The organism is Bradyrhizobium sp., from assembly GCF_047605465.1.
Taxonomy (GTDB): Bacteria; Pseudomonadota; Alphaproteobacteria; order Rhizobiales; family Xanthobacteraceae; genus Bradyrhizobium.
On the sequence record NZ_JASGFS010000024.1, the window covers coordinates 62,038 to 84,123 of the forward strand.

17 protein-coding genes and 1 pseudogene are annotated in these 22,086 nt (G+C 65.8%); 13 read left to right on the forward strand and 5 right to left on the reverse strand.

Annotated features, from left to right (window positions below; genetic code table 11):
* Positions 1 to 141: 141 nt before the first annotated feature.
* The 9 genes from QM712_RS19325 (at position 142) to QM712_RS19365 (ending at position 12,034) form a co-directional block, all read left to right on the forward strand.
* Positions 142 to 2,721, forward strand: a complete 2,580-nt coding sequence (locus tag QM712_RS19325; RefSeq protein WP_415024729.1) for an EAL domain-containing protein — start codon at positions 142 to 144, stop codon at positions 2,719 to 2,721.
* A 274-nt stretch (positions 2,722 to 2,995) separates the two neighbouring features.
* The gene (locus QM712_RS19330) at positions 2,996 to 4,210 is read left to right on the forward strand and encodes an ABC transporter substrate-binding protein (protein WP_415024730.1); all 1,215 of its coding nucleotides are present in this window, start codon (positions 2,996 to 2,998) and stop codon (positions 4,208 to 4,210) included.
* Between the two features lie 564 nt (positions 4,211 to 4,774).
* Positions 4,775 to 5,926 carry a M24 family metallopeptidase gene (locus QM712_RS19335; protein ID WP_415024731.1) on the forward strand — a complete coding sequence of 384 codons (1,152 nt, stop codon included), beginning with the start codon at positions 4,775 to 4,777 and terminating at the stop codon, positions 5,924 to 5,926.
* Positions 5,927 to 6,109: 183 nt separating this feature from the next.
* Positions 6,110 to 6,589 (forward strand): winged helix DNA-binding protein, encoded by a 480-nt coding sequence (locus QM712_RS19340; RefSeq protein ID WP_415024732.1) that lies wholly within the window; start codon positions 6,110 to 6,112, stop codon positions 6,587 to 6,589.
* A 161-nt stretch (positions 6,590 to 6,750) separates the two neighbouring features.
* Positions 6,751 to 8,244, forward strand: a complete 1,494-nt coding sequence (locus QM712_RS19345; protein ID WP_415024733.1) for an ABC transporter substrate-binding protein — start codon at positions 6,751 to 6,753, stop codon at positions 8,242 to 8,244.
* Positions 8,245 to 8,275: 31 nt separating this feature from the next.
* Positions 8,276 to 9,193 (forward strand): ABC transporter permease, encoded by a 918-nt coding sequence (locus tag QM712_RS19350; RefSeq protein WP_415024734.1) that lies wholly within the window; start codon positions 8,276 to 8,278, stop codon positions 9,191 to 9,193.
* A gap of 3 nt (positions 9,194 to 9,196) precedes the next feature.
* Entirely contained in the window at positions 9,197 to 10,021 is an 825-nt protein-coding gene (locus QM712_RS19355; RefSeq protein WP_415024735.1) for an ABC transporter permease, read from the forward strand.
* Positions 10,000 to 11,061: an ABC transporter ATP-binding protein gene (locus QM712_RS19360; RefSeq protein WP_415024736.1), complete on the forward strand. Its 1,062-nt coding sequence runs from the start codon at positions 10,000 to 10,002 to the stop codon at positions 11,059 to 11,061. The genes QM712_RS19355 and QM712_RS19360 overlap by 22 nt, the downstream gene beginning before the upstream one ends.
* A 1-nt stretch (position 11,062) precedes the next feature.
* Entirely contained in the window at positions 11,063 to 12,034 is a 972-nt protein-coding gene (locus QM712_RS19365; protein ID WP_415024737.1) for an ABC transporter ATP-binding protein, read from the forward strand.
* 32 nt (positions 12,035 to 12,066) lie between these two features.
* Here the strand turns inward: QM712_RS19365 and QM712_RS19370 are convergent, their stop codons facing one another.
* A complete protein-coding gene (locus QM712_RS19370; protein ID WP_415024738.1) occupies positions 12,067 to 12,678 on the reverse strand; it encodes a TetR/AcrR family transcriptional regulator in 612 nt (203 codons plus the stop codon).
* Positions 12,679 to 12,807: 129 nt separating this feature from the next.
* Here QM712_RS19370 and QM712_RS19375 point away from each other — a divergent pair, with 129 nt between their 5' ends.
* From QM712_RS19375 to QM712_RS19390, 4 genes are all read left to right on the forward strand, one after another.
* Positions 12,808 to 14,040, forward strand: coding sequence for a cytochrome P450 (locus tag QM712_RS19375; RefSeq protein WP_415024739.1), 1,233 nt, complete (start codon positions 12,808 to 12,810; stop codon positions 14,038 to 14,040).
* A 304-nt stretch (positions 14,041 to 14,344) separates the two neighbouring features.
* Complete coding sequence (locus QM712_RS19380) at positions 14,345 to 17,968, forward strand: AsmA-like C-terminal region-containing protein (RefSeq protein ID WP_415024740.1); 3,624 nt, start codon at positions 14,345 to 14,347, stop codon at positions 17,966 to 17,968.
* 352 nt (positions 17,969 to 18,320) lie between these two features.
* On the forward strand, positions 18,321 to 19,445 hold the full coding sequence (locus QM712_RS19385) for a DUF2336 domain-containing protein (RefSeq protein WP_415024741.1): 1,125 nt from the start codon (positions 18,321 to 18,323) through the stop codon (positions 19,443 to 19,445).
* A gap of 33 nt (positions 19,446 to 19,478) precedes the next feature.
* A complete protein-coding gene (locus tag QM712_RS19390; RefSeq protein ID WP_415024742.1) occupies positions 19,479 to 19,730 on the forward strand; it encodes a hypothetical protein in 252 nt (83 codons plus the stop codon).
* Positions 19,731 to 19,878: 148 nt separating this feature from the next.
* Here QM712_RS19390 and QM712_RS19395 read toward each other — a convergent pair whose 3' ends face one another.
* From QM712_RS19395 to QM712_RS19410, 4 genes and pseudogenes are all read right to left on the reverse strand, one after another.
* On the reverse strand, positions 19,879 to 20,124 hold the full coding sequence (locus QM712_RS19395) for a hypothetical protein (RefSeq protein WP_415024743.1): 246 nt from the start codon (positions 20,122 to 20,124) through the stop codon (positions 19,879 to 19,881).
* Positions 20,125 to 20,315: 191 nt separating this feature from the next.
* On the reverse strand, positions 20,316 to 20,948 hold the full coding sequence (locus QM712_RS19400) for a class I SAM-dependent DNA methyltransferase (RefSeq protein ID WP_415024744.1): 633 nt from the start codon (positions 20,946 to 20,948) through the stop codon (positions 20,316 to 20,318).
* A 52-nt stretch (positions 20,949 to 21,000) separates the two neighbouring features.
* Positions 21,001 to 21,498 (reverse strand): GNAT family N-acetyltransferase, encoded by a 498-nt coding sequence (locus tag QM712_RS19405; protein WP_415024745.1) that lies wholly within the window; start codon positions 21,496 to 21,498, stop codon positions 21,001 to 21,003.
* A gap of 332 nt (positions 21,499 to 21,830) precedes the next feature.
* Positions 21,831 to 22,086: pseudogene (locus QM712_RS19410) on the reverse strand (ferrous iron transporter B); the annotation flags it as partial.

The following is a 22,086-nucleotide window of genomic DNA, read 5'->3' on the forward strand; positions in this document are numbered from 1 at the left end:
ATTGCGATCGATGCCTTCGCCGACTGTTAAGCATGTCGCGGCTTGGCGGCCCGCCGGCCGGGTTGCAAGAACATCTTGGACACCATCGGAGCGCTAGTTTCGGACCGATTGCCGTATCTCACGACGCCTCCGGATCGAAAGATGTCCGCCTCCGATTGCCTTGCGACCGAAACTTCGGACGTGCTGCTGGCCGCGCTCGATCGCGCCGAGGACGGCATCGTCATCGTCGACGATGCGCGACGCATCACGCATTTCAATTCCGGCGCGGAGCGGATCTGGAAGCTGAATCGCGCCGAGGTGCTCGGTGCCGACGCGGGCGTGCTCACCCTCAAATGTCTTCAGGCCGATCCGGCCGCGGACTTTCGCGACGAGATCAGCCTGGCGCGGAACGACGGCAGCCGGATCAAGGTGCTGGTGTCGCTGTCGTCGGTGACGCTCGATGGTGCGAGCCATCGCATCGTGTTCGCGCGCGACGTCACCGCCGAGGCCGAACGCCGTGTCAGGATCGGGCTCCTCAACGCGGTGTCGGACCAGACCAACCGTGCGGTGATCATCACCGACACCGAGCAGAACATCCGCTACGTCAATTCGGCGTTCACGACGCTGTTCGGCTACAGCAATGCCGAGGCCGAGGGGCGCCGCGCGACCGAGCTCATCGCCGGACGCCAGACCGATCGCAAGGCCGTCGCCAAGCTCGTCCAGCGCCTGATGAACGGCGGCCGCCGTGGCGAGGCCGAGGTGCTGGTCTACGACAAGGACGGCGAGGAGATCTGGGTCTGCGCCCGGATCGATGCCTTCCGCGACAAGAAGGGCCGGGTCAAGCACATCTTCGCGCTGCTCGAGGACATCACCGAAACCAGGCAATTGCGCTCGCTCCAGCAGCTCATCATGGGTGCGCTCGCGGATGAGGTGCCGATCACCGAAATCGCCGACCGGCTGTGCCGCCGCGTCGAGACCATCGCGCCCGACGTCGTCTGCTCGCTGCTTCATGTCGATGCCGCGGGGCTGGTGCATCCGCTCGGCGGCCCGAGCCTGCCCGAGGACTACTCCCGCGCGCTCGACGGCATCGCGATCGGTCCCAATGTCGGCTCCTGCGGCACCGCGGCCTTCTACGGTGAGCCGGTGCTCGCAACCAATCTCGACACCGATCCGCGCTGGCAACCCTACAAGGCGCGCCCGCTCGAGGTCGGCCTGCGCGCCTGCTGGTCGACGCCGATCAAGGCCAAGGACGGCCGGGTCATCGCCACCTTCGCCTTCTATTTCCGCGAGCCGCGCGCGCCCAGCAAATGGCACCGTCGGATCGTCGAGGCCTGCGTCAGCCTCGGCGCGTTCGCGATCGAGCGCAAGGAGGCGCGGGCCGAGATCGCCCGGCTCGCCTATCACGACATCCTCACCGGCCTGCCGAACCGCGCGCAGCTCCGGCACCTGATCACGATGGCGATCGAGGCTTGCCCGACCGGCGGCCACGTTGCGCTGGCCTTCCTCGATGTCGATCACTTCAAGGACGTCAACGACACGCTGGGCCACGCCGCGGGCGACGAACTCCTGATCCAGCTCGCCCAGCGCCTGCGCGAGCATATCGGTCCGGAGGACATGCTGGGACGGCTCGGCGGCGACGAATTCGTCGTCCTGCTGCCGCAGCGCGACGCCGGGAGCGCCGAGCGTGTCGCGGCCGGCATCACGGAGGCGCTCGCCGCGCCGCTGCGGCTCGGCTCGAAGCTGATGCCGATGTCGGCAAGCATCGGCATCAGCCTCTATCCGGATCACGCCACCGACATCGACACGCTGATGCAGCAGGCCGACGCCGCGATGTACATGGCCAAGCAGGCCGGCCGCTCGACCCATCGCCTCTTCAGTGCCGAGATGAACGGGCTCACCGAGCAGCGGCTCGCGCTGATCGCAGCGCTCCGCCGCGCGATCGCCGAGGGAGCGCTGACCCTCAGCTACCAGCCGCAGATCCGCAGCCACGACGGCGCCATCCACGGCGTCGAAGCGCTGGCGCGCTGGCACGATGCCGCGCTCGGCGAGGTCTCGCCGGCGAAATTCATTCCGCTCGCCGAGGAATGCGGCCTGATCGAGCACATCGGCCTGTGGTCGGTGCGCGAGGCCTGCCGGCAGATGGCGAGCTGGCGCCGCGACGGGCTCGACATTCCCTGCGTGTCGGTGAACCTGTCGCCGATCAATTTCCGCAATGTCGCGCTCGCCGCGCGGCTGGCCGACATCCTCGCCGAACACGACCTGCCGCCGGAAACGCTGATGCTGGAGATCACCGAAGGCACGTTCATGCAGGACGGCGCCTCCGCGCTGGAGACGATGCATGCGATCCGTGCGCTCGGCGTCGGCCTCTCGGTGGATGATTTCGGCACCGGCTATTCGAGCCTCAGCCGGCTCGCGCATCTGCCGATCCGCGAATTGAAGATCGACCGCAGCTTCATGCGCGACATCGAAAGTGATGCAGGGGCGCTCGCGATTGCCACCGCCGTCGTGCGCGTCGGGCAGGGGCTCGGCATGACCGTCGTCGCCGAAGGCGTCGAAACCGAGGGACAGCGCAGGATGCTGGCCGAGCTCGGCTGCGACGTCCTGCAGGGCTTCCTCTATGCTCCGGCGCTCGCACCGGCCGTGTTCGAAGGCTGGCTGATCGAGCACGCCGCCGAGCAGGCGAGGGCGATGCCCGGGCGGCTCGACCTGGCGCCGGCGGCCGCGGTCAAGCGGTCGGCGTAGTCGCGACTACGACGTGCGATCGGCGCGCGGGCCAGCCGTTGCGGCGAACAACTCCCGCCGGCCCGGGATACCCTTAGGTGGTAGACAAGTGGCCGCGGGGCGAAAGCCCGGTTCAACCTGGGCGCGATCCCTTCAGGCAGATGCCCGGCCGGCATCCGGCCGGGAGGCGTCAGGCATCGGAAGCCCGTGACTTAGCGGTCGACATTCCCAAAAGCCAAGATCATTATCCCAGCAGACGTCGCGGCAAACAGCGACGCTACAGGGAGAGAACTACATGCGTTGCTGCATCACGGCGGCGATTGCCGCCGCCTTTGGCCTCATGTCAACCGCGGCCTCCATGGCCGCCGACAAGCAATACGATCCCGGCGCCAGCGATACCGAAATCAAGATCGGGCAGACCATGCCCTACAGCGGACCCGCGTCGGCTTACGGCACGCAGGGCAGGGCCGAGGCTGCCTACTGGAAGATGATCAACAGCCAGGGCGGGATCAACGGGCGGAAGATCACGTTCCTGAGCATGGACGACGGCTACAGCCCGCCGAAGACGGTGGAGCAGACGCGCAAGCTCGTGGAGCAGGACGAGATTCTCGCCGACATCGGATCGCTGGGGACACCGACGAATTCCTCCATCCAGAAATACCTGAACGGCAAGAAGATCCCCCACATCCTGATTTCCACCGGCGCCTCGAAGTGGAACGACCCCAAGAACTTCCCCTGGACCACGCCGTTCTATCCGCCCTACGCGCAGGAAGCCAAGATCTACGGCAAGTACATCCTCAAGGAGCTTCCCAACGCCAAGATCGGCGTGATCTATCAGAACGACGATTTCGGCAAGGACTACCTGAAGGGCTTCAAGGAAGGGCTCGGCGACAAGGCCGATCTCATCGTCAAGGAGCTCAGCTACGAAGTCACCGATCCCACGATCGACTCGCAGATCGTCAATCTGAAGTCGGCGGGCGCCGATGTCCTGATGACGATCACGACGCCGAAATTCGGCGCGCAGGCCATCCGCAAGGTGAACGATCTCGGCTGGAAGCCGACGCATTTCATCGTGTCGGTCGCAAGCTCGATCGGCGGCGTGCTCGAGCCGGCGGGATTCGAAGCCTCCACCGGTCTCATTACCGCGCTGGCGACCAAGGTCGTCGGAGATCCCGCCTGGGATTCCGATCAGGGCGTGCAGGACTATCTCGAGTTCATGAAGAAGTGGTACCCCGAGGGAAATCCGATCGATGGCAGCAACCAGATCGGTTACACGTCCGCGCAGTTCACGGCCATCATCCTGAAGAACTGCGGCGACGTGCTGACGCGCGAGAACGTGCTGAAGCAGGCCACGAACCTCAGCAAGGTATCGCTGCCGCTGTTCCTTCCCGGCATCACGGTGTCGGTGTCGCCGACGGACTATTCCACCTTCGACACCTTCAAGCTCGCCAAGTTCGACGGCAAGACGTGGAAGTTCTTCGGAGAGAACCTCAGCACCGCCTCGCGCTGAAGCGACCGGTTTCCCAAGCGAGGGGCGCAGCGATGTCGCTGCGTCCCGACGAGCTAGCACTTGCGACGCTCCTTGCCCCGACGATGGAATCGCGTTCGGCACCTCCATCGACACGCTGCGGGCGCGTGATATTCCTGCAAATCACACGCCGGCACCGGCGGTCCCTCAGGGCTCGTCGAACGCAGCGACGCTGGTTGCCGCGTGCGCGCGCGAAGCTTGCGCCGTCCTGGTCGGCGGTGTCAGCCGGCATTCTGAGACATCACCAGTTCGAACACCGTCGCTCCCTGCGGAATGGACTGCGCGCGCCCGCGTTGTCGACCAAGGGCCTTGGGCGTCTGTCTGCGACGCGGAGGGACGGCTGTGGCCCAGCAAAGAGCGCGTCCTTGCCGGCCTTACTGCCTCCTAAATCCGCGATCGCCCGCGGCGCCTGTCCGCGCGCCGCCTCCGGATTAATCAGCGCTGCAGCCAAAAGGCGCCCGGATGAGCAGGAAGGTTGGTTGACAATGCAAATAAATCGTACGTAAAATATAGACGAAATACATGTAAAGAAGGTGCAAGTCCTCGATGACCGACTCTGTTTCGCCTTACCCGCTTCCGAACACCGGCTCCCTCGTCCGCCTTGCGTCGTCGTCGAATCTCGACGCCGTCGTGGCGATGAGCCCCGAAAACTTCGCCTACGCGACCGGCGCCTACATCATGACGGTGCGGGACATCAGGCCACGCCAGGCTTTCGCCGTGCTGCCCGCCAAGGGTGATCCTGCCGCCCTGGTGTGCAGCATCGAGCGCCAGCAGATGCAGGTCGAGAGCTGGATCAAGGACATCCGGGTCTATACCGAATTCGTCGACGAGCCGGTCGACGCGCTGGCCGCGTTGTTGAAGGACAAGGGAATTACGTCCGGGAAGATCGGAATCGATCTCGATTATCTGCCGGTCAATTCGTACCAGCGGCTGCGCAGCCTGCTGCCGAATCTCGAGTTGGTCGATACGCATCCCGTGATCTCTGCGGTGCGGGCGATCAAGTCGAACGACGAGATCTCATTTCTCGAGAAGACGACCAAGCAGACTCACCGCGCCGTGCTCGATGCCATGAGCGCGTCGAACCTCGGCGAGACCGAGCGCGTGATGGCCAACCGGATCGCGACGGGCATCATCAACAACGGCGCTGACGGCATCCGCTTCCTGGTGTTCGGCAGCGGCCAGCGGTCGTCGCAGACCCACGCGCTCGCAAGTGACAAGATCCCGCAGCCGAGCGAGATCATCCGCCTCGACGTTGCCGGCACCTACGGCGCCTGGTGCAGCGATCTGGCGCGAACCTATTCCACCGGCAAGCCCACGGCGCTGCAGTCCGACACCTACGCGGCGCTTTGGGAGATCCAGACCGCCACCATCAACATGGTGCGTGCCGGCATGCCGGCCGAAGAGCCCTTCTATTACTGCAAGGAGCGGTTCGAGAAGGCCAAGTTGAAATTCACGATGCCACATATCGGGCACAGCCTCGGCGTCGAATTGCACGAAAGCCCGCTGCTGCGGCCCGGCGAGAAGCGCAAGCTCGAGGCGGGCATGGTCATCAACATCGAGCCGCTCATCACGGACTCCGCGGGCGAGACCTATCATCTGGAGGATCTGTTCGTGGTCACGGACAACGGACCGCGCCTCCTGACCCTGGGCTTCGCGCCGAAGCAGATTCCGGTGATCGGACAGCCGATCCCGCGCTAGGGAACGACGGACACGCGAGGGATCCCTGCTTCGCCGTTTGCCGAGGCGAGCAGAGCCGCTATACAGGCAACTCCTGATGCAATGGGAGATGCCTAGGTGGCGCGAGGGAAGCAGGGATCCGACAAGACGACGAAGCCGGGGAAAGTCTCCGGCGAGATGCCAATCGATCCTCGAGCAAGATCGATGACCCAGTTCGAGCTTGCTCTCGTGGTCGTGCACAACGCGTTCTCGCAATGGACGGTCCGTTGCGGCGCGGCGGTGGGCGCCGGGCGCTTTTCCTCCTTCGACCTTCTCATCATCGGCTTCCTGAATTCGCGCGACCAGAAGGTCCGCGCCGCCGATATCGCGTTCGCGCTCAAGATCGAAGACACCTACACGGTTCAATACGCTCTCAAGAAGCTCGCGACCGCGCATCTGGTCGAGAGCCAGCGCGTCGGCAAGGAAACGCTGTTTCAGCTGACGTCCGGGGGCAGGGATCTCTACAAGCGATATTCGATCGTGCGCTCCAATTTCCTGCTCGACGCCGTCGCGATGCTGTCTGCGAACGATCTCGATCTCGATCGTCTCGCAAGCGTTCTCCGGACCATTTCAGGCATCTACGAGCAGGCCGCGCGAAACGCGTCGTCGCTCAACGTCGGCGAGGAAATCGATCTCGGAGAGTGAGGCGTCTTGTCGCGCAGGCAGCTTCGGCACGTGTGCTGCGCAGCAAATGGCATGCAGTATGCGAATAATTTGTGCGTAATTTACGCGTAAGATAATCAAATATTCTTGACCACCCCGGAAGGCTCTGCCACGCTCGCGTTCATTAACGGGAGAGTTCTGTCATGTGGGCGCCTTTGAAGGGACTATTTGCTTCGGTCGTGATCGCATCCGCGGCCGCTACTGCGCAGGCGGAGACCTTGTCGATCGGTCTTGCCAGCTTTCCGGAATCGCTGCAGCCGGGCTTGTCGACCAACGTCTCGCTGAACGTGAACCGGCAGATGATGGACGGCCTCACGGCGCGCGATAACGCCGGCAAGATCGTTCCGGGCCTCGCCGAGAAGTGGGAGGTGCTCAACGACACCACGGTGCGCTTCCATCTGCGCGAAGGCGTCAAGTTTCACGACGGCTCGGCGTTCTCGGCCGAAGACGTGAAGTACACGATCGATCACGCGCTCGATCCCAAGAACGCCTATGGAATGCTCGGGCGCATCAGCGCGATCACGGAAGTGAAGATCGTCGATCCGAAGACCGTCGACATCGTGACGGCCAAGCCCTTCCCAACGCTGCCGGTGGCGCTGGCCGACATTCTGATCGAGCCGAAGCTCTATGCGGAGAAAGTGGGCGCGGAAGGACAGCGCCGGAAACCGGTGGGAACGGGCCCGTTCGAATTCACCCGCTACGTTCCCGGCGATCGCATCGAGCTGAAGGCCAATCCCAGCTACTTCGCGGGCAAGCCGTCGATCGACAGTGTCCTGCTCAGGTCCATCCCGGAGGCCGCCACCAGGATTTCCTCGCTGCTGGCCGGCGAGACGCAGATCGTCGAGGAGGTTCCGGTGGACCTCGTGCAGCAGGTCGAGGGCAGCTCCGCTCTCAAGATCAATTCCGTCAACACGAGCGTCGGGCTGGTGCTCACCTACGACGTGACCAAGGCGCCGTTCGACAATCCCAAGGTTCGTGAGGCGCTCGACTACGCCGTGGACAAGGAATTGATCCTGAAGGAAATCCTGAAAGGCAAAGGCGAGGTCTTGCAGGGGCAGCTCCTGACCTCGACCACCTTCGGCTTCAACTCCGCCGTCAAGGCGCGGTCGTTCGATCCGGCGAAGGCCAAGAAGCTCCTGGCGGAAGCCGGCTATCCGAACGGCTTTTCCACCAGCATTTCGACCATGTCGGGCCGGTATCTCTCGGACGTCGACATCGCCAACGCGGTGTCCGGCATGCTGAACGACGTCGGCGTCAAGGTCAGCATCAACGTGATGGAGCCCGGCATCTTCCTGAAGAACCTCGGCTCGCCCGCGCGCGAACTTGGACCGATCTACATGATCGGCTGGTACTCCTTCGGCGACGCCGATTTCGCGATGACCTGGTACACCGGCAACAACCGCCGGACGGCCTGGAGCAACCCGGAGTTCGACAAGCTGTTCCTGGCGGCACGCTCGACCAACGACACCGAAGCCCGCAAGGCCGCCTATGATCGCATGGACGAGATCCTGCACGCGGAGAACCCGTCGATGTTCCTGTTCGGCGTTCCCACCATCTACGGCGTCAGCAAGAAGCTCTCCGGCTTCGATGCGCCTGCCGATCGCGTGCTCAGGCTCAACAAGGCCAAGCTGAACTGACGGATCAAGCAACGATAGCGGAGCCCTCGCGATGTTCGGATATCTCTGGCGGCGGCTTCGCTATCTTCCTGTGTCGTTGCTGCTGGTCCTGTTCGTGACCTTCAGCGTTCTTCGGTTGACCGGCAATCCGGTCGACATCTATCTCGACATGAACCGGACGCCCGAGCAGGTCGCGGCGCTGACGCAGAAGCTTCAGCTCGACCGGCCCCTGATCGTCCAGTTCGGAATCTACCTGCGCGACGTCGTGCAGGGCGATTTCGGGGAGTCCCTGCAATTCGGCGTTCCCGCGCTCGAAGTCGTGCTGGATCGTCTCGGAAATACGCTCGAGCTGGTGGCGGTCGCGCTGGCGCTGGCCGTGATCCTCGGCATTGCCGGCGGTGCGATCGCGGCGCTCCGGCGCGACAAGCCGACCGATGTCGTGATCTCCTTTCTCGCCGTGCTCGGCCAGTCGATGCCGAGCTTCTGGCTCGGCATCCTCCTCATCCAGTTCTTTGCCCTGCGTCTGGGATGGCTCCCGACCTCGGGCCAGGGCGGCATCTCGCACATCGTGCTTCCCGCGCTGACGCTCGCGGCCTATCTGATCCCCAACTTCATCCTCATCACGCGCACCGGCGTGATCGAGACCTCGAGCGAGCAGTTCGTGGTGACCGCACGGGCCAAGGGCATTCCCGCGGCCCGCGTGCTCCTGGTCCACGTCCTGCCGAACACCCTCAATCCGATCCTGAGCTTTCTCGGCCTGCAGCTCGGCAAGCTGATCGGCGGCTCGATCATCACCGAGAGCATCTTCGCGTGGCCCGGGATCGGCCGGCTGATGGTCTCCAGCATCTTCCAGCGGGACATCCCCGTCGTGATCGCGGCGATCTGCATCATGTGCATCGCGATCGTGCTGGCCAATCTGCTGGTCGACGTGGCGCTGTCGCTGCTCGATCCGCGAATTCGCGAGGCCTGATCCGTGACCGCCGCAAAAGCCAAGATCGTCATCGGCAGCACCGTCATCCTGGTGATCGTCCTTGCGGCGATCTTCGCGCCGCTGATCGCACCGCATGATCCCTACCAGCAGCAGGTGGTGTTCCGTCTCAAGCCGCCGGTCTGGATGACCGGCGGGTCGTGGCGCTTCCCGCTCGGCACCGACAGCTACGGCCGCGACATCCTCTCCCGCCTGATCTTCGGATCGCGCTTGTCCATCCTGGTCGGCGTCGCCTCGGTCGTGCTGTCGATGCTGATCGGCACCACCGCCGGCGTGCTCGCGGGCTATGTCGGCGGCAAGACGGAAGAAGTCATCATGCGGACGGTTGACGCGCAGACCGCGTTTCCGGACGTGCTTCTCGCCATCCTGTTCGTCGCCGCGCTCGGCGGAAGCTTCTTCAATCTGATCGTGGTGCTCGGAGTGTCGGGCTGGATGGTCTATGCGCGCATCATGTTCGGCCTCACGCGCAGCCTGCGCGAGCGCCCGTTCGTGGAGGCCGCTGTCTCCTTCGGCGGACGCAGCGGCTACATCATGCTGCGGCACATCCTGCCGCAGCTGGTGCCGGTGCTCACGGTGGTGGCGACCCTGCAGGTCGGGCAGATGATCCTGCAGGAAACGGCGCTGTCCTTCCTGGGGCTCGGCGTCCCGCCGCCGGCGGCGACCTGGGGCAACATCCTGGCCGAAGGACGCGACCGGCTGTTCCTCGCGCCTTGGATCGCCAATTCCGCCGGCATCGCGATCGTCACGCTGGTTCTCACCATCAACATCTTTGGCAACGGGCTTCGAGAATGGCTGGATCCGAAGAGCTGACGGTGTCCGCCCGCGCGCATGGCGAGGCCGGCGGTGCGGCGGACGATCGTCTCCTGTCCGTGCGCGACCTCAAGGTCACGTTCCTGTCGCGTCACGGCGCGGCGCTGGCCGTCAAGGGTGTCGATTTCGACCTGTCGCGCGGCAAGGTGCTCGCCATCGTCGGTGAATCCGGCTGCGGCAAGAGCGCGACCGCGATGTCGTTGATGCATCTGCTGCCGCGCCGCACCGCCCGCACCGAGGGGCGCATGCTGCTGCGGGGCAGGGACATCGGCGGGCTCGCCGAGCGCGAGATGAACGACGTCCGCGGCAAGCAGATGGCGATGATCTTCCAGGAGCCGATGACGTCGCTGAACCCGTTGCTGACGATCGGATACCAGCTCAGCGAGCCGATCCGCTATCATCTCGGCCTCGACCGCGAGGCGACGCGGCGGCGCGCCGTCGAACTGCTCGACCTGGTGGGAATTCCCGCCGCGGAGCAGATCATGCGCAGCTATCCGCACCAGCTGTCTGGCGGAATGCGCCAGCGGGTCATGATCGCGATGGCGCTGAGCTGCGATCCGGACATCCTCATCGCCGACGAGCCGACGACCGCGCTGGACGTCACGATCCAGTCGCAGATCATCGAGCTGCTGCGCGGGATCCAGCGCCGTACCGGCATGTCCGTCATCATCATCACGCACGACCTCGGCGTCGTATCCGAGTTCGCCGACGAGGTGATCGTCATGTATGCGGGGCGCATCGTGGAGAGCGGATCGGTCGACGAGGTGCTCGAAGATCCCCGGCATCCCTACACCGACGGCCTGCTGTCCAGCATCCCCGACATCGAGGACGACGGCGAGCGGCTCCTCACCATTCCCGGCAACGTGCCGAACCCGCGCACGGTGATGTCGGGATGCTGGTTCCATCCCCGATGCGGGCGCAAGAGCCAGCAATGCGAGCGGGACGTTCCCGCGCTGGCGTCCATCGACGCCGCCGCATCCCGGCGCGTCGCCTGCTTCCACCCCGTCAAGCCAGGCGATTCCCTGGCGCAGGAGCTCTGAGATGGCCGATGCCGGCCCGCTGATCGAAGTGCGCAGCCTCCGCAAGAACTTTCCCGGCGGCGCCAATGCATGGGGCAAGAGCAAGGGCATGGTCCAGGCCGTCGCGGACGTGTCGTTCGACATCCGGCGCGGCGAGACCCTCGCGCTCGTCGGTGAATCCGGTTGCGGCAAGTCGACGCTCGGACGGCTGCTGCTGCGGCTGATCGAATCCACCGCGGGCTCGATTTCGTTCGACGGCCGCGATCTCACTGCCATGACCGGCGAAACGCTGCGGCGCGCGCGGCCGGACTTCCAGCTGATCTTCCAGGACTCCGGCAGCGCCTTCAATCCGCGCATGCGGATCTCCGCCATCGTCGAAGAGCCGCTCAGGATCATGGGAAAGCCGGCCGCCGAGCGGAAGGACAAGGTGCTGTCGCTGCTGCAGAACGTGGGGATCGACCGCAACATGGTCGATCGCTTTCCCCACGAATTCTCCGGCGGGCAGCGCCAGCGCATCGGCATCGCGCGGGCTCTCGTCTCCGATCCGAAATTCGTCGTGTGCGACGAGCCGGTCTCGGCGCTCGACGTGTCGATCCAGGGGCAGGTCGTCAATCTGCTGATGGACCTGCAGCGGGATTTCGGGCTGACATATCTGTTCGTGTCGCACGATCTGCGCGTGGTTCGCCACGTATCGGACCGGGTGGCCGTGATGTATCTCGGCGGGATCGTCGAAATCGGTCCTTGCAAGGAGCTCTACGAGCGTCCCCGCCACCCCTACACGAAGGCGCTGCTGGCCGCGATGCCGCGCAAGCGCCGCGAGGAGCAGCCGAAGCCGGCGTTCGTCGGCGGCGACATTCCGAGCGCCAGGAATCCGCCGAGCGGTTGCCGCTTTCACACGCGCTGTCCGATCGCACAGCCCGTCTGCTCGCAGGAGCGGCCGTCATTGCGGCCGGATGGCGCCGCCCATCAGGTGGCCTGTCATTTTCCGGACTAGCGCGGCCGGGGCGAGCATCGCGCCGGACGTCTTCACTCCGAAGCCAGCCCGGTGCTGCGCCTGAGATCGATGATCGCGCGCAGGAAGCTGTCGGCGGGCGTCGTCTCCGGATCGATCAGCCGGTGCAGGCGGAAGCCGTCCTCGAGCGCCAGCACGATGGAGGCCATCCATGGCGGATTCAGCTTGTCGTTCCGCCCGTTGCCCTTCAGCGTGGCCTCGACGATGTCGGCGATCAGCTTGCGGCGCGCGCGCAGGCGCTTGGCAAGCTCGGGCCGCCGCTTCTCGGCGCGCGCGACATAGAGGATCATCTCGATGTGCAGCAGCGGCGAGCGGCCGAGCGGGTCCTGCCTGCTGCGATCCATCGTCTTCAGCGCCGCGATGAAATCGTCGAGATTGTCGTGCTGCGCCAGGATGTCGAGGTTGCGACGGATCGACTGCTCGACATGATCCTCGATCATGGCGATGATCAGCTCGTCCTTGCTCGCGAAATTCGAATAGAACGCGCCGCGGGTGAAGCCCGCCGCCGCCGCGATCGCCTCGATGCTGGCGCCGCCGATGCCGTCCTCCTCGAACACGCGCGCGGCCGCCTCGAACAGCTTGTCGCGCGTGTCGTCCCTGGTCGGCCTGGTTCTCACCCTTGACATCGGCGCAGTTTAGGGCAGAATGCAACTCGATACAACAATGTATCGAGTTGATAATTCCAGGGATGGTTACGCCGGGCGTCGGGGCCGCCCCGCGTATTCGTTTCATGCGGCAACCGGTTCGAGGTCACCATGAACGAGCAAGTGCAACCCGCAGGCGGCGGTCCGTTGTTCAACCCGTTGTCGCCGGACTTCATCCGCGATCCCTATCCGCATTACGAACGGCTGCGGACGGTCGATCCGGTCCACGTGACGCCGTTCGGATCGTTCCTCGCCAGCCGCCACGCCGAGGTCAGCCTCGTGATGCGCGACAAGCGCTTCGGCAAGGACTACGTCGACCGCACCAAGCGGCGCTACGGCCCGCAGATCATGGACGAGCCGGTCTTCCGCAGCATGAGCCACTGGATGCTGCATGCCGATCCGCCCGATCACACGCGCCTGCGCGGCCTCGTGGTGAAGGCCTTCACCGCCCGCCGCGTCGAGGACATGCGCCCGCGCATCCAGGCGATCGTCGATCAGGCCATCGATGCCGTGATCGAACGCGGCCACATGGACCTGATCGAGGATTTCGCCTTCCGCCTGCCGGTCACCATCATCTGCGACATGCTCGGCATCCCCGAAGAGCATCGCGAGGTCTTCTACAAGAGCTCGCGTGACGGCGGCCGCCTGCTCGACCCGGTGCCGCTCTCGCCCGAGGAGATCAAGAAGGGCAACGAGGGCAACCTGATGTCGGAGATGTATTTCCGGCAGCTGTTCGACCTGCGCCGCCGCAATCCCGGCGACGATCTCATCACCCAGCTCGTGCAGGCCGAGGAAGACGGCAACAAGCTCACCAACGAGGAGCTGACGGCCAACATCATCCTGCTGTTCGGTGCCGGCCACGAGACCACCGTCAACCTGATCGGCAACGGCCTCCTGGCGCTGTTCCGCAATCCGGACCAGCTCGCGCTGCTGAAGGCACGGCCCGAGCTGATGACGAACGCGATCGAGGAATTCCTGCGCTACGATTCTTCCGTGCAATTGACCGGGCGCGTCACGCTGGAAGACATCGACGATCTCGGCGGCGTCAGGATCCCCAAGGGCGAGACCGTGCTGTGCCTGCTCGGCTCGGCCAACCGCGATCCGGCGGTTTATCCCGATCGGCCCGACCGGCTCGACATCACCCGCCAGAATGTGAGGCCGCTGTCGTTCGGCGGCGGCATCCATTTCTGCCTGGGTGCCCAACTGGCGCGGATCGAGGCCGAGATCGCCATCGCCACGTTGCTGCGGCGGCTTCCCGATCTGCGGATCGACGACATCGAGAACCCGGAATGGCGGCCGACCTTCGTGCTGCGCGGCCTGAAGCGGCTGCCGGCGAGCTGGTGACGGCCGGTGGGCGCTGCTTCCGCGAGGCGCTCCTCCTCGACCTGGGGCGCCCGCGCAAGGGCGGCCGCCTCGAAGGGTGGCGGGTGAAAGCGGGGCCTTCCATGGTTCGGGACGGCGCCTTGTGCGCTCCTCACCATGAGGGGCCGATTTCGCACGGGCATTAACCTCCGCGCGCAACAGTCGCTGTGACTTCGCCACACTTCCCCTTATATAAGAGCCTGTTCCGGCGCGCCTGAAGGTCTCTGAAACCGAGGTTTCGAAGCCAGGGTTTGGCCCGGGTGCCGGTTTGGCCGAGGGGAGACCCGTGCAGACGACGCTGCTCGGATTGGCGATAGCCTTCATCGTTGCGCTGCTGGCCGCGTTGATCGGGCCTTACTTCATCGACTGGAACCAGTTTCGGCCCCAGTTCGAGGCGGAGGCGACGCGGATCATCGGCGTGCCGGTGCGGGTCGCGGGCGAGCTGGATGCGCGGCTGTTGCCGGCGCCGACGCTGCGGCTGCGCTCGGTCACCCTGGGCGGCAACAATGATCGCGGCCGCCTGCGGGCCGACAAGCTCGACGTCGAGTTCAGCCTCAGCTCGCTGATGCGGGGCGAATGGCGCGCCACTGAGCTCACGGTCAACGGCATGGCGGTGGATCTCGGCCTCGACGCCAAGGGGCGGGTCGACCTGCCGTCCATGGCGAGCGGCAGCTTCGACCTGGCCTCGCTGGCGATCGAGCGGCTGAACCTCACCGGCCGCATCGCCCTGCACGATGCCGCAAGCCGCGCGACGCTGGAATTGAACGACATCGCCTTCGCGGGCGATGTGCGCTCGCTGGCGGGCGCGGTGCGGGGCGACGGCAATTTCTCCGTCGCCGGCACGCGCTATCCGTTCCGCATCTCTTCCGGTCCGAGCGCCGATGGCAGTGCCACGCGCCTGCACGTCAACATCGATCCCGGCGAGCGTCCGATCCAGGCCGATCTCGACGGCGTGCTGGCCTTCGAGAACCGTGCGCCGAAATTCGACGGCACGCTCGCGCTGGCCGTGCTTCCGGCCGGCAAGCCCGGCGCGGCCGGCCCGACGCCGTGGAAGCTGAGCGGCAAGCTCAAGGCCGATCCGGCCGGTGCCAAATTCGACCAGCTCGACGCGAGCTACGGCGCCGGCGATGCGGCGCTGAAGTTCGGCGGCAACGGCGATCTCAGATTCGGCAGCGCGCCGCTGCTGCGCGCGGTGCTGGCGGCGCGCCAGCTCGACGCCGACAAGCTGACCGGCAAGGACGACGCTGAACCGCTGCGCATCCTGCCGGCCCTGCGCGCCGGCCTTGCGGCCATCCCGCAAGCGCCGATCCCGGCGCAGATCGAGTTCAGCTCCGAGCAGATCATGCTCGGCAGCCGCCCGCTCCAGAACATCACGGCCGAGCTGCAGACCGACGGCAAGTCCTGGACGTTCCAGCGGCTCGACCTGCGCGCGCCCGGCATGACCCAGATCGCCCTGAATGGCGCCGCACCTGGCTCCGACAGCTTCAGCGGCCGCCTCAGCGTCGAATCCTCCGATCCCGACACGCTGGTGGCGTGGCTGCTCGGCCGCGGCGACGTCAACCGGCGCAGCACGAGGCCGCTGCGGCTGAACGGCGATGTCACGATCGCGTCCAACCATCTCGCGATCGAGAAGCTCAAGGCCGAGATCGAAGGCGGCGCCGTCGAAGGACGGATCGCCTTCGCGCAGACGGGCGCGAACAAGGGCTCGCGGATCGACGCCGAGCTCAAGGCCGACCGTCTCGATCTCGATGCCGCCGCGAGCTTCGTGCGCGCGCTCGCCGGACCGCAGGGCGCATGGCCCGAGGAAGCCAGGCTTTCGCTCGATGTCGGCCGCGCGATCTCGGCCGGCCAGGAACTGCGGCCGTTCGCGGCGAAGCTCGGCTACGGTCCGGCCGCGTTGTCGCTGGAGCAGTTGCGCTTCGGCCAGGCGAGCGGCGTGACCACGGAGGCGAGCGGCAGCTTCGACCGTGCCGGCGCGACCGGCCGGCTCGCGCTGAAATCATCGGCGAACTCGCTCCGCGAGCTCACGGCGCTGATCGAACCGATCGCACCGGCGATCCGCGCGCGGCTCGATGCCGTCACGCCTTTGCCCGGCGCGACCCGGCTGAAGCTCGATGTCAGTCTCGACAAGAATGCCGAGCATGCCGACCGGCGCGATGCGCGCGCCGCGCTTGATCTCGACGCGCCGCAGCTCAAGGCAACCGCGACGCTCAGCGCGCAGGCGCTCGCCGCGGCGGTGGACGGCATCGACATCGACAGGCTGCGCAACAGCGACTTCACGCTGGACTCGAAAGTGTCGTCGCCGCAGGCGGGGACGCTGCTGACGCTGCTCGGTCTCGACCGCGCGATTGCCGCGGGTGAGGGCGCCTCGCAGTTCGAGGGCAAGCTGAGCGGCGCATGGCGCCGGCCGCTGCAGCTCAATGCGAAGCTCAGCGGCGGCGGGCTGGACGCGGATGCACAGGGCAGTGTCGAATTGTCCGGCGCGGAGCCGAAGGCCGGCGTGAATCTGCGCGTGCGCAACGCCAATCTGGCGCCGCTGCTGGGAGCCAGCCCGGCCGAGAAGTCCGCGCAGAATGTCAGCCTGTCCTCGCGGGTGAATCTCGTGGGCAACCGCCTGACCTTCGACGATCTCGACAGCACCGTCGCCGGCTCGCATCTGCGCGGCCATCTGGCGATGACGCTGGACCAGGACAGGAGCGTCGACGGCGAGGTGGGACTGGATACGCTCGATCTTGGGCCCGCGCTCGCGGTCGCTCTCGGCGCGGCCGGACGCGACGCCGATCAGCCGTTGCGGGCGGGACTTCTCGGCGGCTGGCGCGGCCGCGTCGCTTTCCAGGCGTTGCGCGGCGGCTTGCCCGGCGGCATCGAGCTGCGTCCCGTCAGCGGGACGGTCAGGAGCGACGGACAATCGCTCTCGCTCGACGCGCTCAAGGGTGGCATCGGCGGCGGCGAGATGGCGGCCAGCCTCGATGCCGCGAACGGCGCCAACGGCCTTGCGCTGAACCTGCGTCTCGATCTCGCCCATGTCGATGCACAGATGCTGCGCTATCGCGATCTGGCGCTGCCGAAGGGGCGCGCCTACGTTCAGATGGCGCTGACGAGTCAGGGGCGCAGCGTCGCGGCTTTGACCGGCGCGCTCGCCGGCAACGGCACGGTGTCGCTCGAATCGGCCGAGATCGCCGGCCTCAATCCCCGCGCCTTCGAGATCGCCATCCGCGCCAGCGATGGTGGTCAGGTGCCCGACGACAACCGGCTCCGGCAACTCGTCGAGCCCGCCTTGTCGGCCGGGCCGATCGCTGTTGCGGCGGTGCAGATTCCCTTCACCATCCGCGACGGCCGCCTGCGCGCCGGCCCGACCACGCTGGAGGCGAAGAACGCCCGCGCCGTCGTCTCCGGCGGTTACGACATCCCCGCCGATCAGGCCGACTTCCGCGCGAATCTGACGCCGATCATGAACGGGCTCTCGGGCGCGCCGCCGGAAATCCAGCTGTTCGCGGCAGGTCCTCCCGACAGGCTGAGCCGGACCGTCGATCTCGCGCCGCTGTCCTCGTGGCTCGCGGTGCGCACGATCGATCGCGAGACGCGCCGGCTGGATGCGATCGAGCGCGGCGAACCACCGCCGGCCACCGCCGCGCTCCCGACGCTGGTCGCTCCCGACCCGGTGCCCGAACCAGCCTTGACCGACGTGCCGTTGCCGGGACGCGATCCGCGCCGCACGCCGCCGAAGCCGAAGGCGGTGCCGACGCCGAGGCCGGCGCCGCAGGCGGCTCCCGTCGTATCGAGCCCCCCGCTCGCGAGCCAGCAGGTCACGCCATTGCCGCCGCCGATCGAGGTGAGACCTGCGCCGGGCCCGCCGCCGCCGAAGCCGAGGCCCAAGCCGCCGATGGTTCTCACTCCGTCCAATCCGTAGAACTACGCAGGCTCGCCGCGGCCATCCTGACGTGCGTCCGAGGCGGGCTCACCATGAGGGATTGATGAGCGCCCGCCGCACGCGGATGTCTCGAAAGATGGGCGCAAGTGAGCCTGTCGCCACGCTTTTTCTCATGCGCGATGGCCCTGTGGTGCCGGGGGACGGAGCTCGCCTTGCGCGCCGGTCAACACATCGGCTCGGAATTTAATGAATTTTGCCCGGCAAAACTGATTTGCCGATTTTACTGAATTCTCGCGTTTGATGACTAGCGTCGGTTCCATAGGAATTCGGCGTCCTGCCAGCAGCGGTGGGGCGGCTCGCCAAGAACTGGTCAAGATTTGGGGTTGATGGAATGGATGGGGCGAAATCGCTTCTGCAGGATCTCGACGACGCGATTGCGCGGGGCACGGATGAAAGCCGGGCGCGGGCGTTGTGGCACGCAACTGACCTCCTGATCACCGGCCGCTACAGCAACGACGAGATCAGCATGTTCGGCGAGGTCATCGGTCGGCTCGCCGACGAGATCGAGGTGGCCGCGCGTGCCCAGCTCTCGGAATTGATGGCGGCCTGCGATCACGCCCCGCTCAGCGTCATCGCGCAGCTCGCGTTCGACGACGAGATCGCGGTGGCCGGACCGGTGCTGCGCGACTCGAACCGTCTCGACGAGAAGATGCTGATCGAGAACGCCATGACCAAGGGACAGGCTCACCTGCTTGCGATCGCCCAGCGCAGTTCGATCGGCGAGGCCGTGACCGACGTACTGGTCGAGCGCGGCAATCAGGACGTCGTGACGTCGGTCGCCCGGAACGAAGGCGCGCGCTTCTCGGGCTCGGGTCTGCTCCACATGGTCCGGCGCGCCGAAGGCGACTCGATCCTCGCCGAGCAGCTCGGCCTGCGCAAGGACGTGCCGCGGCACATCTTCCAGCAGCTCATCGCCAAGGCGTCAGAGGACGTCCGTCGCCGGCTCGAGAGCGAGCGGCCCGAGATGATGGCGCAGATCCAGAGCTCGGTGACCGAGGTCACCGGCGATCTCCAATCCAAGTTCGGCCCGTCCTCGCGCAGCTACTTCGTGGCCAAGCGCGTGGTGACGACGCAGTACCGGCAGGGCAATCTCAACCAGGATTCGATCGCGAACTACGCGCGCCAGCATCGCTTCGACGAGGTCCAGATCGGCCTGTCGCTGCTCTCCGCGCTGCCGGTCGACGTGATCGAGCGCGCGCTGATGGACCGCAATCGCGAGATGTTGCTGGTTCTGTGCAAGGCGCTCGACTTCTCCTGGGACACGACCATGTCGCTGCTCTTCCTCGGCGCCAAGGATCACCTGATCACGGCGCGCGAACTCCAGGACAGCGAGCGCGAGTTCGGCCGGCTCAAGATCGAGACGTCCCGCAGCATTCTGAAATTCTACCAGTCGCGCAAGAACAGCGTGACGGCCGATACGGCCGGTGGCCGGCAGGCCGAACTCCAGATGCATTGAGTCGTATCCGGGAATTCGAAGGGAGTGTTTGCAATGTTGCCTCAATTCGGCACCGCAGCCCGCAAGAGCCTGAAGACCAATCTCGACAAGGCTTCCGCCGCCGACGCCGGTGGTGGAGCCCCGGAGAAGGCGTCGGTGGACGCTGCCTGGCTCGTCCTCGAAGCCGCCAACGATCTCGGCGACCAGGCTGCGGTTGACGCCTGCCGCCGCGTCATCGACGCCGAGCTGAACGGGACCGTGGCGCGCGGCGCGGATCTCGATCTCGTCTTGGGATATTTCCGGTAGACGCCCGTCGTCCGACTGGAGCGCAGCGCCATCTGCTGTGCTGCTATGGCGCTGCACGTCCAGACGATACAAAAAGGCCCCGCCGAAGCGGGGCCTTTCCTTGTTTCACCGCGTGAGCGCCCGTACCGGACGCCCTCATCATCGCAGCTTAATCATCCCAGTGATGGCGGCGGATCACGACGCCGCGATCGTAGTCGCGATCGGAGTGGTACCATCCATGGTGCCAGCCGCGGTCGTGGTCGTAGAAGCGGGCGCGCGGACCGTCATAGCGGTCGCCGTAGTAACCACCATTATCGCCACCGACGTAGATGCCGACGCCGGCCGCATTCGCGATGGTGGGGACACCGATCGCAAGCGTCGCTGCCGCCACGAGAGCGTAAGTCAGCTTCTTCATCTGTTCCTCCTCCTCTTGCATCGTCGCGGGTCAACGAATGCCGCGCGTGCCTGTTGCAGGAACCCCGCAGAAACTTTCTTGAACAGAGGTTCATGTTTCGAGATTTCGTTCCGCCGAAGCCACCGACCCCGGGGAACACGGAACACGAATGCTTCACGGAACGAGTTGGAACATCCGCGGCGCGCGCGGCCCTAGACGAGGTCCCCGCTTGCGGAAGCCGCGTTGCGCAAGCGCCCAATCCAGATCGTATGCCTGCCGCATTCGGGATCCTCGACGGCATGATCGACAATCTCGAAGCCGTTGTCGTCGAGCAATTGGCGATATTCACTCGGATCGAGGCTCGCGTGATAGAGCGGCTCGCCCTCGAAGGTCCCGATGGCTTCCCCGAAGGAGGGGCCGCTCGTGAACATCAGAACTGCGCCGGCAGCGGCATGCCGCCGAAAGATCGGAAACATCCGGCGCTGATCATCGTGGTTCAAATGGAAGAAGCTGTTCCAGGCCAGCAGGCCGTCGAACGTGGCGTCCAGGTCCAGGGTGCGCATGTCCGCGACGTGCCAGGTCGCTTCGGCAAAGCGGCCTTTGGCGATCTCGATCATTTCCGGAGCGGCATCGATTCCCGTGACGGCGCATCCCGAGTCCAGCAGATGGCGCGCGATCGGCTCCCCAGGACCGCAACCGATATCGAGCACGCTCGGTCTGGCGGGCATCCGTGCGACGAACCGATCGAGCCATTTGCGCTCGGTCAAATGCCGTCCTCGCTGCTGCAGCCACGCCTTCGCGTGGCGGCGATACAGTCCCACGATGTTGTCCGCGTCGGCGTTCATTCGGCGTCATCCAGGCGCGGCAGACGATGTCGGGTCATGGCCGATGCGGTTGTCATGGCCGGATTCGGTAGATCACGACATCTTCGCCGCGATGCGTCGTGCTCTTCTCGAGGATGTAGTTCGACTTCTCCAATACGCGGCGCGAGGCGCCGTGACCGACATGGACCAGGCCGATGAGCGACGGCAGTTCGAACTTTGCCAGGCCGATATCGGTGAGCGCGCTCGCGATTTCGCCCGCAAGTCGCTGGCCCCAGAATTCGCGCTTGAACGTGTAGGCGATCTCGATCTCGTCGATGTCGTCCACGATGATGTGTCGGAGGCCCGCCCGCCCGGCGAATGATCCGTCTGCCGTTCGCAACACCCACAGCCCGAAGCCGTGTTGGTCCCAATGGGCCATGTTGACCGCGAGATATGTTCGGGTCGCCTCCGCCGATCGCACGCCGCCGAGATAGCGGGACACGTCGGCATCGAGATGCAGCGCGACGAGATCGGCGAGGTGATCTTCGCGCAGCTTCTCGGCGGTCAGTCTCTGGGTGCGGAAGTGGTCCATGGGCAGCGATGCGTTGATGCCTCGGGGGCGAGCGTCGCGAGCCCGGTCATCCGATGATGCCATCGTGCCGCTGTTTTGCCCGACGGGTCAACCGGTCCGGACCGAGGCCCGCATGGAGCGCCGCGCGATCCGGCATCAACTCATTCGCGGGTGTTTCCGGATGCCGCGGCCTGCCGGCGAACACCGCGTCTAGCCGCACGCCGGCTCTGTCCGGATCACGATCCCTTTCGTCGCCAAGTCAACGCCTTGGCCGCCGTCACCGCGCATCAAGCCTGCGACCCCAGGCTACTGTGCATGGGGTTGTTTTCGCAAATTTGGTCTTTGGGCGGGGGCTACCCCGCGCCGAGCGCGACGGCGACGTTGTAGGTCAGGAGGCTCGCGGCATAGGCGAGCACCAGCATGTAGGCGAAGGTTGCCACCATCCAGGTCCAGCCTCCGGTCTCGCGCCGGATCACCGCCAGCGTCGAGGCGCATTGCGGCGCGAAGATGTACCAGGCCAGCATCGACAGCGCAGTGGCCAGCGACCATTTCGTCGCCAGCACCTGGCCGATCTGCTCGGCCGCTTCCTTGCCGCCTTCGATCGCATAG